15 protein-coding genes are annotated in these 16,097 nt (G+C 74.9%); 14 read left to right on the forward strand and 1 reads right to left on the reverse strand.

Features of this window, described 5'->3' with window-relative positions; genetic code table 11:
* Positions 1–240: 240 nt before the first annotated feature.
* Positions 241–903, reverse strand: a complete 663-nt coding sequence (locus ACI78U_RS19585) for a LuxR C-terminal-related transcriptional regulator (protein WP_456877062.1) — start codon at positions 901–903, stop codon at positions 241–243.
* A gap of 437 nt (positions 904–1,340) precedes the next feature.
* Here ACI78U_RS19585 and ACI78U_RS19590 point away from each other — a divergent pair, with 437 nt between their 5' ends.
* From ACI78U_RS19590 to ACI78U_RS19655, 14 genes are all read left to right on the forward strand, one after another.
* Positions 1,341–1,667, forward strand: a complete 327-nt coding sequence (locus ACI78U_RS19590) for a TcmI family type II polyketide cyclase (protein ID WP_456877063.1) — start codon at positions 1,341–1,343, stop codon at positions 1,665–1,667.
* Positions 1,664–3,421 carry an acetyl-CoA carboxylase carboxyl transferase subunit alpha gene (gene accA, locus ACI78U_RS19595; protein ID WP_456877064.1) on the forward strand — a complete coding sequence of 586 codons (1,758 nt, stop codon included), beginning with the start codon at positions 1,664–1,666 and terminating at the stop codon, positions 3,419–3,421. Before ACI78U_RS19590 ends, accA begins: the two co-directional genes overlap by 4 nt.
* Positions 3,408–3,941 carry an acetyl-CoA carboxylase biotin carboxyl carrier protein gene (gene accB / locus ACI78U_RS19600; RefSeq protein WP_456877065.1) on the forward strand — a complete coding sequence of 178 codons (534 nt, stop codon included), beginning with the start codon at positions 3,408–3,410 and terminating at the stop codon, positions 3,939–3,941. The genes accA and accB overlap by 14 nt, the downstream gene beginning before the upstream one ends.
* Complete coding sequence (locus tag ACI78U_RS19605; protein ID WP_456877066.1) at positions 3,938–5,677, forward strand: acetyl-CoA carboxylase biotin carboxylase subunit; 1,740 nt, start codon at positions 3,938–3,940, stop codon at positions 5,675–5,677. The genes accB and ACI78U_RS19605 overlap by 4 nt, the downstream gene beginning before the upstream one ends.
* Before the next feature lie 94 nt (positions 5,678–5,771).
* Positions 5,772–6,263 carry an SRPBCC family protein gene (locus ACI78U_RS19610; protein ID WP_456877067.1) on the forward strand — a complete coding sequence of 164 codons (492 nt, stop codon included), beginning with the start codon at positions 5,772–5,774 and terminating at the stop codon, positions 6,261–6,263.
* 1 nt (position 6,264) lies between these two features.
* Complete coding sequence (locus tag ACI78U_RS19615; RefSeq protein ID WP_456877068.1) at positions 6,265–7,221, forward strand: ACP S-malonyltransferase; 957 nt, start codon at positions 6,265–6,267, stop codon at positions 7,219–7,221.
* A 57-nt stretch (positions 7,222–7,278) separates the two neighbouring features.
* Complete coding sequence (locus ACI78U_RS19620) at positions 7,279–7,704, forward strand: cupin domain-containing protein (RefSeq protein ID WP_456877069.1); 426 nt, start codon at positions 7,279–7,281, stop codon at positions 7,702–7,704.
* Positions 7,701–8,996: a beta-ketoacyl-[acyl-carrier-protein] synthase family protein gene (locus ACI78U_RS19625; RefSeq protein ID WP_456877070.1), complete on the forward strand. Its 1,296-nt coding sequence runs from the start codon at positions 7,701–7,703 to the stop codon at positions 8,994–8,996. Before ACI78U_RS19620 ends, ACI78U_RS19625 begins: the two co-directional genes overlap by 4 nt.
* Complete coding sequence (locus tag ACI78U_RS19630; protein WP_456877071.1) at positions 8,993–10,231, forward strand: beta-ketoacyl synthase N-terminal-like domain-containing protein; 1,239 nt, start codon at positions 8,993–8,995, stop codon at positions 10,229–10,231. The genes ACI78U_RS19625 and ACI78U_RS19630 overlap by 4 nt, the downstream gene beginning before the upstream one ends.
* Positions 10,228–10,590, forward strand: coding sequence for an antibiotic biosynthesis monooxygenase family protein (locus tag ACI78U_RS19635; protein WP_456877072.1), 363 nt, complete (start codon positions 10,228–10,230; stop codon positions 10,588–10,590). Before ACI78U_RS19630 ends, ACI78U_RS19635 begins: the two co-directional genes overlap by 4 nt.
* Complete coding sequence (locus tag ACI78U_RS19640; protein WP_456877073.1) at positions 10,587–13,421, forward strand: FAD-dependent monooxygenase; 2,835 nt, start codon at positions 10,587–10,589, stop codon at positions 13,419–13,421. The genes ACI78U_RS19635 and ACI78U_RS19640 overlap by 4 nt, the downstream gene beginning before the upstream one ends.
* A 25-nt stretch (positions 13,422–13,446) precedes the next feature.
* Positions 13,447–14,727: a cytochrome P450 family protein gene (locus ACI78U_RS19645; protein WP_456877074.1), complete on the forward strand. Its 1,281-nt coding sequence runs from the start codon at positions 13,447–13,449 to the stop codon at positions 14,725–14,727.
* Positions 14,727–15,587: a TcmI family type II polyketide cyclase gene (locus ACI78U_RS19650; RefSeq protein WP_456877075.1), complete on the forward strand. Its 861-nt coding sequence runs from the start codon at positions 14,727–14,729 to the stop codon at positions 15,585–15,587. The genes ACI78U_RS19645 and ACI78U_RS19650 overlap by 1 nt, the downstream gene beginning before the upstream one ends.
* Positions 15,584–16,009 (forward strand): VOC family protein, encoded by a 426-nt coding sequence (locus tag ACI78U_RS19655; RefSeq protein ID WP_456877076.1) that lies wholly within the window; start codon positions 15,584–15,586, stop codon positions 16,007–16,009. Before ACI78U_RS19650 ends, ACI78U_RS19655 begins: the two co-directional genes overlap by 4 nt.
* Positions 16,010–16,097 lie beyond the last annotated feature (88 nt).

Consider the following 16,097-nt stretch of genomic DNA (forward strand, 5'->3'; position numbering starts at 1 on the left):
CTGGACTCATCCTGTTCCCCTGTCCGGTCGGTGACGGGGTGTGGAGGCCGGGGTTCTCCAGCCGAACGGAACCTGTTCGTCTCAGCGGATCTGGTGAAACCGTAGCGCGCAACCGGTCTGTGCAGGCAGGAACTGTGCACGGGAGTCACAGCTCCCGTCCAGGCTCCTGCCAGGCACCGGGGCGACACTGCGCATCCGTCCGTCGGGCCAGTACGCAGAGTCATCCCCACGACACGGAGGTCAACCGTTGACGGGGCCCACCTGGCGGCCGTCGTCCGGCCCGGGCCGGGGCCTGCGGTTGACGTGGATCGCCAGCTGGGTGCGGTCGCGCAGGCCCAGCCTCCGCAGCGCCACGGTGATGTGGCCCTTGACGGTCGCGCGGCTGACCTGCAGCCGGGCGGCGATCTCGGCGTTGGTCAGCCCCTCGGCGACGAGCTCGGACACCGCCTGCTGGCGCGCGGTGAGCGGGTTGCCGTTGGTCGGCTGGGACGCCGGCCGGCTCCCGTCGAGCTGGTGCAGCAGTTCGCCGGTGACGGTGGCGTCGAGCAGGGTCTCGCCCCGCAGCACGGCCCGCACCCCCTCGACGAGGCGGTCGGAGCTCACGGTGGTGTGCACGTAGCCGCGTGCGCCCGCGCGCAGGGCCTCGACCATGTCGCCGCCGCTGCCGGCCTCGCCCAGGAGCACCACGCGGGTGCCCGTGGCCGTCAGGGCCCGCACCAGGTCGGGGATCGCCGGGCCCTGTGTGCCGAGTCCCACCAGGGTGACCTCCGGCCGCAGCTCGGCGGCCAGTGTGAGGGCGGCGTCGGCGTCCGCGGCCTCGGCCACCACGACGAGGTCGGGCGCCCAGCGCAGCACTGCGCGGAGACCGTGCCGCAGCACCTCGTGGTCGTCGCAGATCAACACCCGGGCCCGGGGGACGCCACCGTTCCGGGCATCATCCCGTGGAGGGAGTCTCCCCTCCGGTTCGCCGCCCATGCGTCTGCTCCGCTCAGGTCCGGCGCCCTGCGCCCCCATACCTGAGACGGACAGTAGAGATGGCGCGCGACCCTCCGCCACCGTCCGTGTCCCCACCGTGCGGGAACGGGGGACCGATTCATACCCAGGTATGGAGTGAGGGGCTCCCCGAGGCGGGACCGTCCCCGCCTGGGGTGCTGCACCCGGGGGTGCGCGACCCCTCCGGGGGCGTCCTCCCTGGTGACCGGCCCCCTCCACCCCCGGGCGACCCTGCAGGATCCGACCGCTGGCCGGTGTCCCGGGCGGGTCCCCCGCCCTAACGTCCTCGGGCATCCGTCCCCGGCCCGCCCGCTCCCGGCCGGCCCCGCAGCGACGCTGGAGAGCCCGTGCACCAGACCATGATCATCGCGAGGATGAACCCGGGGGACGCGGACCGCGTCGCCGACGTCTTCGCCCGCTCCGACGCGACGTCCATGCCCCAGGAGATCGGTGTGCGGCACCGGTCCCTGTTCACCTTCCACGAGCTCTACGTCCACCTCATCGAGTTCGACCGCCCGCCGGCCGAGGCGATGCGGGTGGCGCAGTCGCTGCCGTCCTTCCGCTCGGTGAGCGAGGAGCTGCGGCCCTACATCAACGCCTACGACCCGGGCTGGCGCTCGCCCCAGGACGCGATGGCGCGCCGCTTCTACGAGTGGTCGGCGGAGCGGTCGTGACCGCGACCACGCCGACCCGGCGCCCGACGTCGGCGGCCGGCTCGGCCGACTGGGTCAGCTGCCCCAGCTGCGGCTGGCTGCTGTACCGCAAGCGGCTGGAGCGCAACCTGTCGGTCTGCCCGGAGTGCGACCACCACCTGCGCCTGGGCGCCCGCGAGCGCATCGGGCTGCTGGCCGACCCGGGCACCTTCGACGAGCAGACCTGCCCCCCGGGACCGCCCGACCCGCTGTCGTTCAGCGACCTGCGCGACTACCGCGACCGGCTGCTCGAGGCCGCCGCCAGCTCGGGTGAGTCCGAGGCCGTCGTCGCCGGCACCGCCCGCATCGGCGGCACCGAGGTGGTCCTCGCCGCGATGGACTTCGGGTTCCTCGGCGGCAGCATGGGCATCGAGGTGGGCCGCCGCGTGAGCGCGGCCGCGGACCTCGCGGTGGAGCGCCGGCTGCCCCTGGTCGTCGTCTGCGCCAGCGGCGGCGCACGCATGCAGGAGGGCGTCTTCTCGCTGTTCCAGATGGCGCGGGTCAGCCAGGCCTTCGCCCAGCTGCGCGAGTCGGGGCTGCTGTCGGTCTGCGTGCTCACCGACCCCACCTACGGCGGGGTGTCGGCGTCCTTCGCCACGCTGGCCGCCGTCCTGGTCGGCGAGCGGGGCGCGCACGTCGGGTTCGCCGGCCCCCGGGTGGTGCAGGAGACGATCCGCGCCGAGCTGCCCAGCGACTTCCAGACGGCGGAGTTCCTGCTGGCCCACGGGCTGGTCGACCGGGTCGAGAGCCGAGCCGAGCTGCGCCCGCTGCTGGTCCGCCTGCTCGACCTGCACGGCCGCCCGGTCCTCCCCCGCTCCGGCACCGCCGTCACCCGGACGGAGGTCACCGAGCCCGCGCCCGCCGACCCCGGCCCCGCGGCGCGCGACGCCGACGCCTGGGACGTCGTCCAGCGGGCGCGGGTCGCCGGCCGGCCGACCACGCTGGACTACCTCGCCACCGCCTTCGACGACTTCGTCGAGCTGCACGGCGACCGCACGTTCGCCGACGACCCCGCGATCGTCGGCGGCGTCGCCTCGCTCGACGGGCGCCCGGTGGTGGTGATCGGCCACGAGAAGGGCCACTCGGTCCGCGAGCGCGTGGCCCGCAACTTCGGCATGCCGCACCCCGAGGGCTACCGCAAGGCGATGCGGCTCATGGCGCACGCCGAGTCCTCGGGCCTGCCGGTGGTCACGCTGGTCGACACCCCCGGCGCCCACCCCGGCCCCGCGGCCGAGGAGCGCGGCCAGTCGCACGCCATCGCCGAGACGATCATGCGCAGCAGCCGGCTGCGCGTCCCGGTGGTCTCCGTGCTGACCGGCGAGGGGGGCAGCGGCGGGGCCCTCGCCCTGTGCACCTCCGACCGGCTGCTGGTCCTGGAGAACGCCTACCTCTCGGTCATCAGCCCCGAGGGCTGCGCGGCGATCCTCTGGCGGACGGCGTCGGCCGCACCCACCGCCGCCCGTGCCATGCGGCTGGGCGCCCCTCACCTGTGCGCCAGCGGCATCGCGACCTCGGTGGTGACCGAGCCGCCGGGCGGGGCGCACGCCGACCCCCTCGACGCGGCCCGGCGGGTCCGCGCGGCCCTGGTCGCCGACCTCGACGAGCTGTGCCGCCTCGACGTCGCGACGCTCCTGGCGCTGCGCACCCGGCGGCTCTCGCGGATCGGCGGGGACGAGGCCCGACCACTGCGCGTCGTGCCGGTGCCCACGGGAGGGGACGACCGTGCGGCCGGCTGAGCTGTCCCCGCGCCCCGGCGCCGACAGCGCGGAGGACCGGGACGAGGCCGCACGCTCGCTGCAGGAGGAGGTCCTCGACCTCGCCCGCGCGCTGCCCGGGCCGCTGCGGCGGCTGACGGTGCGCAGCGGGGACCGGTCGGTGGAGGTCGAGTGGGCCGCCGACGTCGTCGTCGGCCCGCCCGCGCCGGCCCCCGCCCCGGCGGCCGGTGCCCTGCAGGCGGTGGCCCCGGAGGCCGAGCCCGCCGCCGCGCCGGAGGTCCCCGAGGGCGCGGTCGCCGTCCGCGCGCCGCTGGTCGGCACCTTCTACGCCGCGCCCTCCCCCGGCGCCGAGCCGTTCGTGCGGGTCGGCGACGAGGTGGAGAGCGGCCAGACGCTCGGGATCGTCGAGGCGATGAAGCTGATGAACCCGATCGTGGCCGACTCCGCGGGCGTGGTCGCCGAGGTCCGGGTCGGCGACGCGGAGTCCGTCGAGTACGACCAGGTCCTGCTGCTGCTGCGCCCGCCCGGGAGTCCGCGGTGATCGGCCGGCTGCTCATCGCCAACCGCGGCGAGATCGCCGTCCGGGTCGCCCGCGCCTGCCGGGAGCTCGGCATCGAGGTCGTGGCGGTGCACTCGACGGCCGACCGCGACTCCGCGGTCGTGGAGATGGCCGACGAGGCGGTGCACATCGGGCCGCCGGCACCGCGGGCGAGCTACCTGCACGTGCCCAACCTCGTGGAGGCGGCGCTGCGCAGCGGCGCGGACGCCGTCCACCCCGGCTACGGCTTCCTCTCCGAGGACCCCGACTTCGCCGAGATCTGCGACGCCGAGGGACTGACCTTCGTCGGCCCGCCGCCCGAGGTCATGCAGCTCATGGGCAACAAGGCGACGGCGCGCCGGCTCATGGCCGACGCCGGGTTGCCGCTGCTGCCCGGCGTGGTCGACCCGGTCCGCACGGCCGAGGAGGGTCAGCGGATCGCCGCCGAGATCGGCTACCCGGTGATCATCAAGGCCGCGGCCGGCGGCGGCGGGCGCGGGATGACCGTCGTCCGCGGGCCGGAGGACTTCGCCGAGGCGTTCACCACCACCCAGACGGTGGCCCGCGCGGTGTTCCGCGACCCCACCGTCTACGTCGAGCGCTACCTCTCCGGCGCCCGGCACGTGGAGGTGCAGGTCCTCTGCGACGCCCACGGCTCCGGCATCTACCTGGGCGAGCGCGACTGCTCGCTGCAGCGCCGGCACCAGAAGCTGCTGGAGGAGGGCCCGGCCGGGCACCTCTCCCCTGCGCAGCGGGCCGAGCTCGGCGAGATGGCCGTCCGCGGCGCGCTGTCGGTCGGCTACGCCGGCGCGGGGACCGTCGAGTTCCTCGTCGACGACGCCGGGCGCGCGTACTTCATGGAGATGAACGCGCGCATCCAGGTCGAGCACCCGGTCACCGAGCTGCTGACCGGTATCGACCTGGTCCGCGAGCAGCTGCTGGTCGCCGGCGGCGAGCCGCTGCGGCTGCGGCAGGAGGACGTCGTCGTCCGCGGGGCGGCCATCGAGTGCCGGATCAACGCCGAGGACCCCGCCCGCGGGTTCGCCCCCGCACCCGGCCGGCTCGACGTGCTGCGGGTCCCCGACGGCCCGTGGACGCGCTTCGACACCGGCTACCGCCAGGGCGACACCATCAGCCCGCACTACGACTCGCTGCTCGGCAAGCTCGTCGTCTGGGCGCCCGACCGCGAGCAGGCGATCCGGCGGATGGACCGGGCGCTGGCCGAGCTGCGCGTCGAGGGCCCCGGCGTCCACACCACCACCGCCCTGCACCGCGCCATGCTGCGCGACCCCGACGTGCGCGCCGACCGGCACGACGTCCAGTTCCTCGACCGCCGGCTGCCCGACCTGGTGGCCCGCGCGGCGCTCATCGCGGCGTGCCCGGAGCCGGCCCTGCCGGCCGCCCTCCGCGGCCCGCTGCACCTCGTCCCGGACGGCGAGCCCGCCGTCCCGGCGTCCCGTCCGCACCACCGTCCCGAGGAGGACACCGCGATGACCGCCTTCGACCAGACCGACCTCATGCAGCTGCTCACCGAGAAGGCGGGGCTGCCGCCGTCGGCGCACACCACCGACCCCGACGCCCGCTTCGCCGACGTGGGCCTGGACTCCCTGGCCTTCCTGTCCCTGCAGACCGCCCTGCAGGACCGCTTCGGCACCGAGCTGCCCGACGACAGCGCCGACCGCTACACGTTCGGCGAGATCGTCGAGGCCGTCCGCGCCGGGCAGGCCCAGCCGGCCTAGAAGAAGGACCCCCTCGCCCCCAGCACTCGCACGCTCGCGCCGGGGCCCTGCGAAGGGGCCGTCCCGTCCTCCACCGATCCGAGGAGCGCTCCGCATGACCAGCACCGACAGCCCGCAGACCGCGACCGTCGGCCACACCGACAACTCGATCCTGATCGACGCCGACATCGACCACGTGTGGGCGATGACCAACGACCTGGCGTCCTGGCCGGACCTGTTCACCGAGTACCGCTCGGTGGAGATCCTGGAGCAGACCGACACCTGGTTCCGCTTCCGGCTCACCATGCACCCGGACGAGTCCGGGCGGACCTGGAGCTGGGTGTCCGAGCGGACCCTCGACCCCGCCGCGCGCGAGGTCCGCGCCCGCCGGGTCGAGCCCGGCCCGTTCGAGTTCATGGACATCCACTGGACTTACGCGCCGGAGGGCAGCGGCACCCGGATGCGCTGGGTGCAGGACTTCCGGATGCGGCCCGAGGCGCCCATCGACACCGAGGGGATGACCCGCCGGATCGACGCGAACAGCAAGATCCAGATGGGCATCATCAAGGACAAGGTCGAGGCCGCCGCACCGGGGTCGGAGCGGTGAGGTGAGCGCCGCGCGGGGTCCCGCCGTCCTCCTCCCCGGTGAGGAGGCCTCCCGGCCCGGGATGGTCGACCCGTGGCTGGCCGACCCGGTGGCGGCCGCCACCGTGACCGAGGTCGACGCCGTCGTCGGCCGCGACGTCGCCGCCTGGTGGCGGGACCCCGCGACCGCACCCGACCCCGTCGCCACCCACCTCGAGGTGGTCGTCACCGGGGTCGCCGGCTTCCGCTCGCTGGCCGCCCGCGGCCTGGACCCGGTGGTCGTGGCCGGGCACGGCGTCGGCGAGTACGCCGCCCTCGTGGCCGCCGGTGCCCTGCAGCTCGACCAGGTGGTCGAGCTGGTGCACTGGCGTGCCGAGCTGCTCGGGCTGGCGCCGCGGCCGTCGGCCGCCGGCCTGGCCGCGGTCCTCGGGCACGACGCCGAGGCCGTCGCCCGCTCGGCCATCGCGGTCGCCGGGATGGACGGGCCGCTGTGCCTCGCCGCCCTCGACGGCCCCGAGCGTGCGGTGCTGGCCGGCGGCCGCAGCGAGCTGACCCACGCCGGTGAGCTGGTCCGCGCGGCGGGGCTGGACCTGGTCCGGCTGCCCGGGCGGGCGCCCTGCGGCGGCCCGCTGGTGCAGAAGGTCGCCGCCCACCTCGCGACGGCGCTGGCCGACCTCGACTGGTCGGTCCCCGACGTGCCCGTCGTGCCCAACGCCGACGCCGAGCCGACCCGTGACCCCGACCGGCTCGCCGCGGCGCTGCGCCGCCACCTCACCGCCACGGTGCTCTGGGAGGCCACCTCCCGGGTGCTGGTGGACCTCGGGGCGACGTCGGCGGTCGAGATCGGCGCCGAGCCGGTGCTCGGTCCCCTGGTCCGCCAGGTCCACCCCGACCTGCCGGTCCACCTGGCCGCAGGGCCCGGCGCCCCCGTCCCCACCGACGTCCCGGGGCCCGCGTTCGCGGGCTCCCCGGTCGCCTGACCCGCCCGACCCCCGAACCGCCGGCCGCCCCGGCCGCCGGCCCACCTGAGGAGAGAGATGACCACGATCCAGCACGCGCCGGCCACGCCGACGCGCTGCGGCCCCACCGTCCACCGGGCCGACACCCCGCCCAACCGCCGTCGCGGCGGTGACATCCGGGTGCTGCTCTCCCCGGCCAGCGTCGGCTCGACCGCCGGGTTCATGGGCACGCTCACCCTCGAGCCCGGCGAGGTCGTGACCGAGCACTGGCACCCCTACTCCGAGGAGTTCCTCTACTGCCAGGCCGGCGACGTCCTGGTCACCCTCGACGGCGAGCCGCGGCGGCTGGTCGCCGAGTCCGCCGTGCACATCCCGATCGGCGTCCGTCACCGGATCGTCAACGACACGGAGACGACGGCGACGTTCGTCTTCCTGTGCGGCCCGCTGGCACCGCGGCCCGACCTGGGGCACGTCGACACCGAGCCCGCCCCGGGCGTGCGGTGACCACCGGGAGGCGCCGCGTCGTCGTCACCGGCATCGGGGTGGTGGCGCCCGGCTCCATGGGCCGCGAGGGCTTCTGGGACATGATCACCGCCGGCCGGACGGCGACGCGGCGGATCTCGTTCTTCGACCCGGCGCGCTTCCGCTCGCAGGTCGCCGCCGAGGTGGACTTCGACGGCCGCAAGCAGGGCCTCACCGCCCAGGAGGTGCACCGCAACGACCGCTTCGTGCAGATGGCGATGGTCGCCGCGGACGAGGCGGTCGCTGACAGCGGGCTGCGGTTCGGGGTCGGCGGGGCCGACGACGCTCCCGACCCCGACCGGGTCGGCGTCACCCTCGGCAGCGCCGTCGGGGCGACGATGCGGCTGGAGCAGGAGTACGTGTCGGTCAGCGACGCCGGCCGGCTGTGGGAGGTCGACCCGCGCTATGCGTCGCGGTACCTGATGCACGCGCTGGTGCCCAGCTGCGGCGCCACCGAGCTGGCCGTCCGCTTCGGCGCGCACGGCCCGGCCACGGTGGTGTCCACCGGCTGCACGTCGGGCATCGACTCGATCGGGTACGGCGCCCAGCTGGTGGAGGACGGCGACGCCGACGTCGTGCTGGCCGGGGCCAGCGACGCCCCGATCTCGCCGATCTCGATGGCCTGCTTCGACACGATCCGGGCCACCACCGACAGCAACGACGACCCCGAGCACGCCTCCAAGCCCTTCGACGCCCGCCGCAACGGGTTCGTCATGGGCGAGGGCGCGGCGGTGCTGGTGCTCGAGGAGCTCGAGCACGCGAGGGCGCGCGGCGCGGAGGTCTACTGCGAGGTGACCGGCTACGCCAGCCGGTGCAACGCCTTCCACATGACCGGCCTCAAGCCCGACGGGCTGGAGATGGCCGAGGCGATCACCGTCGCGCTCGACCAGGGACGGATCGACCCGGACGAGGTCGGCTACGTCAACGCGCACGGCTCGGGGACCAAGCAGAACGACCGGCACGAGACGGCGGCGGTCAAGCGCAGCCTGGGCTCGGCGGCCGGCCGGGTCGCGATGAGCTCGATCAAGTCGATGGTGGGTCACTCGCTGGGCGCCATCGGGTCGATCGAGGTCGCCGCCACCGCGCTGGCGGTCAGCCGCGGTGTCCTGCCGCCCACGGCCAACTACGAGGTGCCCGATCCCGAGTGCGACCTCGACTACGTGCCGAAGGTGGCGCGGGAGCAGAAGGTCGACGTCGCCCTCTCGGTCGGCAGCGGCTTCGGCGGGTTCCAGTCGGCGATCGTGCTGGCCGCGCCCACCCGGAGGGAGTCGTGAGCGGACTGCTGGTCACCGGGATCGGCGTCGTCGCGCCCACCGGCATCGGCGTGGAGGAGCACTGGGCGTCGCTGGTGCGCGGGGAACCGGCCATCCGGCCGGTCGAGGGCTTCGACGCCGAGCGCTACGGCATCACCCTCGCCGGGCAGGTGCGCGACTTCGTGCCCGCCGACCACGTGTCGCCGCAGCTGATGGTGCAGACCGACCGGTGGACCTGGATGTCCCTGGCTGCGGCGACGCTGGCCGCCGAGGACGCCGGGTACACCGCGCCGGAGGACGCGTACGCGACGTCGGTGTTCCTGGCCTCGGGCTCGGGCGGCAACGAGTTCAGCCAGCACGAGATCCAGGGGCTGTGGGCCAAGGGACCCAGGTCGGTGGGCGCCTACCAGTCGATCGCCTGGTTCTACGCGGCCAGCACCGGCCAGGTGTCCATCCGCGACGGGTTCAAGGGCCCCTCCGGCGTCGTCGTCACCGAGGGTGCCGGCGGGCTGGACAGCATCGGCTGGGCCCGCCGGGTGGTGCGGCGCGGCACCCCGGCGGTGCTGGTCGGCGGCACCGAGGCCGGGCTGTGCCCGTACGCGCTGCTGTGCCAGGCCACCGGCGGGCGGCTGTCGACCGCGCAGCGGCCCGAGGACGCCTACAAGCCCTTCGACCGGCGGGCCAACGGCCACGTGATCGGCGAGGGCGGGGCGATCCTGCTGCTCGAGGAGCCGGGGGCGGCCCGCGCCCGCGGCGTCCGCCGGGTGTGGGGCGAGGTCGCCGGCTACGCCGCCACCCACGATGCCCACCACCACGAGGACCCGGCCCCCGACGCCGTCCAGTACGCGCGGGCGATCCGGCTGTCGCTGGCCGACGCCGGCGTCACCCCCGACGAGGTGGACCTCGTCCTCGCCGACGGCGCCGGTGTGCCCGAGCTCGACCGGCTCGAGCTCGACGCGATCGCGGCGGTGTTCGGCGACCGCGCGACGCCGGTGCCGGTGTCGGCGCCGTCGTCGTGGACCGGCCGGCTCATGGCCGGCGGCTCGGCGCTGGCCGTGGCCACCGCCCTGCTGGCGATGCGCGACGGGATCGTCCCCGGGACCGCCCACCTCGACGACCCGGTCGACGCCCCCGGGGTCGACCTGGTCACCAGCAGCCGGGTGCAGGACCTGTCCACCGTGGTGGTCCTCGCCCGCGGCACCGGTGGCTTCAACAGCAGCCTGGTGCTGCGCCGACCCGAGGGAGCGACGCCATGACGGCCGCGGAGGCAACCGGCGGGGTCCCCCGGGCCGGCGTCCGGACGATCCTGCGGATGCGCACCCGCGAGGGCTGCGAGGCGGCGTTCGAGGCGGCCTGGCACCGGGCGGCGGCCGAGATCAGCCGGGTGCCGGGCAACCTGCGCCAGGAGCTGGTCCGGGACGCCGATGACCCGCGGACGTTCCTCATCACCAGCGACTGGACCGACCGCGCCGCCGTGGACGGCTTCGGCCGCAGCGCCGCCCGCGAGACGCTCACCGAGGCGCTGCGCGACCTGCGCGAGGACGCCGCCCGGAACACCTACGAGGTGCTCGCCGTCGTCCCGGGCGCGAGCCGCCCGGCGCAGGACCCGGCATGACGGCACCTGTGGGCGCACGGGGGGACCGGGCCGGCGTGCGGACTCTGCTGCGGATGCGGGCGCGGGAGGGCTGCGAGGCGGCGTTCGAGGCGGCCTGGCACCGGGCGGCGGCCGAGATCAGCCGGGTGCCGGGCAACCTGCGCCAGGAGCTGATGCGCGACGAGGCCGACCCGCGCTGGTTCGCCATCGTCAGCGACTGGACCGACCGGACGTCGGTGGACGGCTTCGGCCGCAGCGCCGCCCGGGAGACGCTCACCGAGGCGTTGCGCGACCTGCGCGACGACGCCACCCGCTCGACCTTCACCGTGCTGGCGACGGTGGAGGCCGAGCGGCCCCGGCCGGTGCGCATCGACTTCTCCACCAGCGTCAAGCCGGGCGAGCAGGTGGCCTTCGAGCGCGCCTACACCACGGTCACCGAGCGGATCGGGGACTCCCGCGGGTACGTGCGCGAGGAGCTGCTGCGCGACGCGAGCGGCCTGCGCTACCACATCTTCGCGGAGTGGGAGTCCGAGGACGACTTCGTGCAGTGGGTCGAGGACCCCTCGCACATGGTGGCCGGCGCCCCGCTGGCCCGCTGGCACTCGGTCGAGTTCCGGCGTGAGGTGCTCGAGATCCGCCGGCGGGCCGACGACGACGCGGACTTCCCGCTGCTGGTCTCGCCCGGCGGGGACGTCGAGGTCGAGCGGGTGCGCGTCGACTCCGCCGTCGTCGTCGAGCCGTGGGAGCAGGAGGCCTTCGAGCTCGCCTACCTCGCCGCCGCGCAGCTCGCTCGCAGCGCTCCCGGCCACGCCCGCGAGGAGCTGCTGCGCGAGACCGACGGGCGGCGCTACCACGTCGTCGCCGAGTGGGACTCCGAGCAGCACTTCACCGACTGGACCGCGGAGCCGGCGAACTGGGCCGGCGGGCCGCTGGGCCGGTGGCTGACGCGCGGTGAGGAGCGCAGGGTCTTCGCGTTGCGCGCCCGGCCGCTGCCGCCGTCGCCAGCCACCGGGGACGTCCCCGCGGCCGTGCCCCCGGCACCGGAGACGGCGGACACCGGGCCGGTCCCGGCTCCCGCGGAGCTCCCGCGCACGGTGCCCAGCGCCAGCGTGCAGGAGTTCGTCGAGAAGCCCGACGACGGGCACGTCGCCGCGGCGGCGCAGCCGTGGGCCGCCGCCGACCTCGACGGCGCCCCGGTCCCCTCCGGTCGCGCGGTGGAGGTGCTGGTCGTCGGCGCCGGGCCGGCCGGCCTGACGCACGCCATCGAGCTGGCCCGCCGCGGGGTCGCGGTCCGCGTCGTGGACAAGCGTCCCCTGGCCTCGACCCAGGCGGACAAGGCGATCGGCATCCACTGCCGGACGATGGAGATCTGGGAGGACCAGGGCATCGTCACCGAGGCGATGGACGCCGGGATCTGGCTGCACGGCCAGACGGTGTTCGTCAACGGCGAGCAGACCCACCAGGTCGACTGGGCCGGCCTCGACGAGCTGCCCTACGCGCACCTGGGGCTGCCGCAGTACGACACCGAGCGGATCCTCGAGGCTCGGTTGGGAGCCTCCGGCGTGCTCGTCGAGCGCGGGGTGGAACTGGTGGCCTTCACCCAGGACGACGGGGGCGTCACCGCACGGCTGCAGCACGCCTCGGGCGCGGTGGAGACCACCCGGGCGCAGTACCTGGTCGGCTGCGACGGCGCGCACAGCGCCGTCCGGTCCGGTCTCGGGCTCGCCTTCGAGGGCGGGCTGTCGATGTTCCCGCAGCTCTTCATGCTCGGCGACGTCGACGTCGACTGGGACCTGCCGGCCGGCCACCTGGTGCGCTTCGTGCGCATCGAGGACGACGAGTTCACCGGGATGCTGGTGTGCGTCCCGCTCAAGGGCCGCAACCGCTACCGGATCGCGACCCTCGCCCCGCAGCGGTGGCAGGAGGCCGTCGGCTCCGGCGTGGTGCCGGCCGGGTTCTGGCAGGAGTACGAGCCGCCGACGCTGGCTGACGTGCAGGCCGCGATCGACGACCTGGGCCCGGCCGGGACGACGGCGAGCAACCTCCGGTGGTCGTCGATCTTCCGGATCAAGCACGGGATCGTCGACCGCTACCGCGAGGGGCGGGTGTTCGTCGCCGGCGACGCGGCGCACCTGCACCCGCCGGCCGGCGGGCAGGGCATGAACACCGGGATCCAGGACGCCTGGAACCTGGGCTGGAAGCTCGCCCTCGCCGTCCGCGGGCTGGCCGCTCCCGGACTGCTCGACAGCTACGAGGCCGAACGTCGTCCCGCCGGCAAGATGATCGTCGACCGGGCCGTGTCCATCGCGTTCACCGACGAGATGGACATGGAGGACGAGAAGGCGCAGTTCCTGCTCGAGATGCAGATGACCATGAACTACGCCGGCAGTCCGCTGGTCGGCCAGACACCGGGCGGGGAGACCCTCCCGGCCGGGCCGGAGCCCGGGCACCGGGCGCCAGACGTGCAGGGTCTCCGGCGCTTCGGCGTGGCGCACCCGCTGCGGCTGTTCGACCTGACGCGCGGTACCCGCTCGACGCTGCTGCTGTACGCCGATCCGGGCGCGTCGGAGGAGCAGGTGCTGGCGCTGGAGAAGCTGGCCGTGGGCGTGCGCCAGCAGAGCCGCGGAGAGGTCGAGGCATACCTGGTCGCCGACCCGGACCTCCCGGTGCCCCTGCTGGTCGACCTGCCGGTCGTCCGCGACGCCGACCGCGCCTTCGCCGCCGCCTACGGCGTGGCGGGCGCCGGGACGGCGGTCTACCTGGTGCGTCCCGACGGCCACGTCGGATTCCGCAGCCGCCCGGTGCAGGAGACCCCGCTGCTCGACCACCTGGCCGGCGTGTTCGCCCGGTGACCTCCCACCCACGTCAGGAGACAGCATGACCCAGACCGCGCAACCGACCCCCGCGGCGCCACCGGACGACGTGGTCCCCGGCGGGGAGATCTACACGCCGGAGTTCCGCGCCCACCCCTACCCGGTCTACGCCCGGCTGCGCGCCGAGCGGCCGGTGGTCAAGGTCCGGACGCCGCGCTTCGACTCGTTCCTGGTCACGCGCTACGACGACGCCCGTCAGGCGTTGTCGGACCCGCGCCTGTCCAAGGACCTGTACCGGGCCGGGGACACCTACCTCGCGGTGTTCGGCGAGAAGGCCCGGCAGATCAACACCAACATGCTCAACTCCGACCCGCCGGAGCACACCCGCCTGCGCCGCCTGGTGACCCAGGCGTTCACGCCGCGGCGCATCGAGGCCATGCGCCCGCGGATCGAGGAGATCGTCGAGGACCTGCTGGACCGGATGGCGCCGCGCGGGAGCACCGAGTTCGTCGACGAGTTCGCCCTGCGCCTGCCGCTGGCGGTCATCGGGGACCTGCTCGGCATCCCCGAGGCCGACCACGAGGAGATCCTCGCCGGCACCCAGGTCATCCGGACGGTGGGCACCGGCGGGCGCAGCCCCCAGGAGGACCGGGCGGCGATCGGGCAGGCGCAGGAGCGGCTGCACGCCTACTTCTCCGGCCTGGTGGCCGGCAAGCGCCGGAACCCCGGCGAGGACCTCGTGAGCGCGCTGATCGCCGCGCGCGACGGGGACGGCCGGCTGTCGGAGGCGGAGCTGGTGTCCACCTGCTTCCTGATGCTGTTCGCCGGCTACCAGACCACCTCGGACTTCCTCGGCAACGCCGTGGTGGCGCTGCTGACCCACCCCGAGGAGCTGGCCGAGCTCCTGGCCGACCTCGACCGGGTGCCCGCCGCCGTGGAGGAACTGCTGCGCTTCGACGGCTCGGTCCCCGTGTCGAGCTTCCGGTTCGCCACCGAGGACCTCGAGATCGGCGGCGTGACCGTCCCCGCGGGCTCGATCGTCACGATCGTGCTCAGCGCGGCCAACCACGACCCGGAGTTCGTCCCGGACGCCGACGCGCTGGACCTCTCCCGCGGCTCCACGCACCACCTGTCCTTCGGGCACGGCATCCACAAGTGCCTGGGCACAGCCCTGGCACGGCTGGAGGCGACGACCGCGCTGCGGCGGATCCTCGTCCGCCTGCCCGACCTGCGCCTCGACGTCCCCGTCGAGGAGCTGCAGTGGCTGCCGGCGGCGTCGGCCTTCCGCGGGCTGCTCGAGCTCCCGCTGCGGTTCACCCCCACCCCTCTCCAAGGAGGCTCGTGATGACCCAGACCACGCCGCCCTCGACCCCGTCGGCCGACCCTGCAGCCGACGCGACGACGACACCCACCGAACCGCCCTGGGCGAACGACACGGTCGAGTTCACGAACACGTCCACGTCGCCGGCCAGCTGGAACTCGGCGACGTGGCGGCCGTTCCGCAACGTCATCGTCTGCCGGATGGTGCCTGGCAGCGAGGACAAGGTGGGACCGGTGTTCGCCTACTACGACCGGACCACCCGGCCGCAGGACATGGGCGTCGTCGGGCGGGTCCTGCTCTCCTACGAGGGCCTCTACCTGCACGTCATCGAGCGCAAGGAGGACCCGGAGGTCTCCGGCCAGCGCCGCGGCCTGCCGGCGTTCCAGGCGATCGCCGAGGCCATCGCACCGTACGTGACGCCCTACCCCAGCTACTGGCAGAACCCGTCGCACTCGGTGGCGAAGCACTTCTACAGCTGGGTGCCCGAGGGCGAGGTCTCCCCCGACCGGGAGATGACCGTCATCGTCCAGCGGATGCGGCCGGGCAGCGAGGAGGACATCGCCCGGGTGTTCGCCGCATCCGACGCGGGTGGCCTGCCCACGGAGACCGGCGTCACCGGCCGCTGGCTGTACTCCATGGAAGACGTGTTCGTGCACCTCCTGGAGCAGGACCGGGCCAAGGCGGCGGCCGTGCGGCAGAACCACGAGTCCATGCGGCCGGCATTCGCCAAGGTCATGGAGGACCTGGCTCCCTACGTCAGCCCGTACAACCCCGAGACGTGGCAGACCCCGCGCGACTCGGTGGCCCGGGTCTTCCACCGCTGGACGGCTCCCGACTGGGCGCCCGGGGACCAGCTTCCCGCGCCCCGCGAGGGCACGTCGTGAGCCTGCGCCGGTTCGCCAACCAGACCTACTTCGCCGACGACGTAGCCGCGGCCGTCGCCTGGTACACGGAGTTCCTGGGTACCGGGCCGGGCTTCACCAGGCCCGGCCCGGGCGGACGGCCCAGCTACGCGAAGTTCCGCATCGACGAGGGGACGTCACTGGCGATCGCCTCCCGCGCCTCCGCCCCTCCGGGCATGGCGCTGGAGACCGGCGGCGCGGTCGGCTACTGGGACGTCGACGACCTCGACGCCGTGCTCGAGCGGCTCACCGCGATGGGCGCGAAGGAGTACATCCCGCTCACACCGCACGGGCCGATCGTCAGCGCCGCCGTCGTCGACCCGTTCGGCAACGTGGTCGGCATCTCCTCCGAGCGGCACCACGCAGCCGACTTCCCCCGGGACGGTGCCCGCCGACCCGGGTAGACCGCACGCGATCGGACGCGGGGGGGGGGGGCGCCGGGGGGGGGGGGGGGCGGGGGGGGGGGGGGGGGGGGGGGGGGGGGGGGGGGGG

This window comes from Geodermatophilus sp. SYSU D00710, assembly GCF_054050195.1.

Excerpts from the sequence above, each read along its gene's own strand:
- ACI78U_RS19610 (WP_456877067.1), top strand. The coding sequence starts at position 5,772 with ATGACCAGCACCGACAGCCCGCAGACCGCGACCGTCGGCCACACCGAC.
- ACI78U_RS19640 (WP_456877073.1), top strand. The coding sequence starts at position 10,587 with ATGACGGCACCTGTGGGCGCACGGGGGGACCGGGCCGGCGTGCGGACT.
- ACI78U_RS19645 (WP_456877074.1), top strand. The coding sequence starts at position 13,447 with ATGACCCAGACCGCGCAACCGACCCCCGCGGCGCCACCGGACGACGTG.
- ACI78U_RS19635 (WP_456877072.1), top strand. The coding sequence starts at position 10,228 with ATGACGGCCGCGGAGGCAACCGGCGGGGTCCCCCGGGCCGGCGTCCGG.
- ACI78U_RS19650 (WP_456877075.1), top strand. The coding sequence starts at position 14,727 with ATGACCCAGACCACGCCGCCCTCGACCCCGTCGGCCGACCCTGCAGCC.
- ACI78U_RS19620 (WP_456877069.1), top strand. The coding sequence starts at position 7,279 with ATGACCACGATCCAGCACGCGCCGGCCACGCCGACGCGCTGCGGCCCC.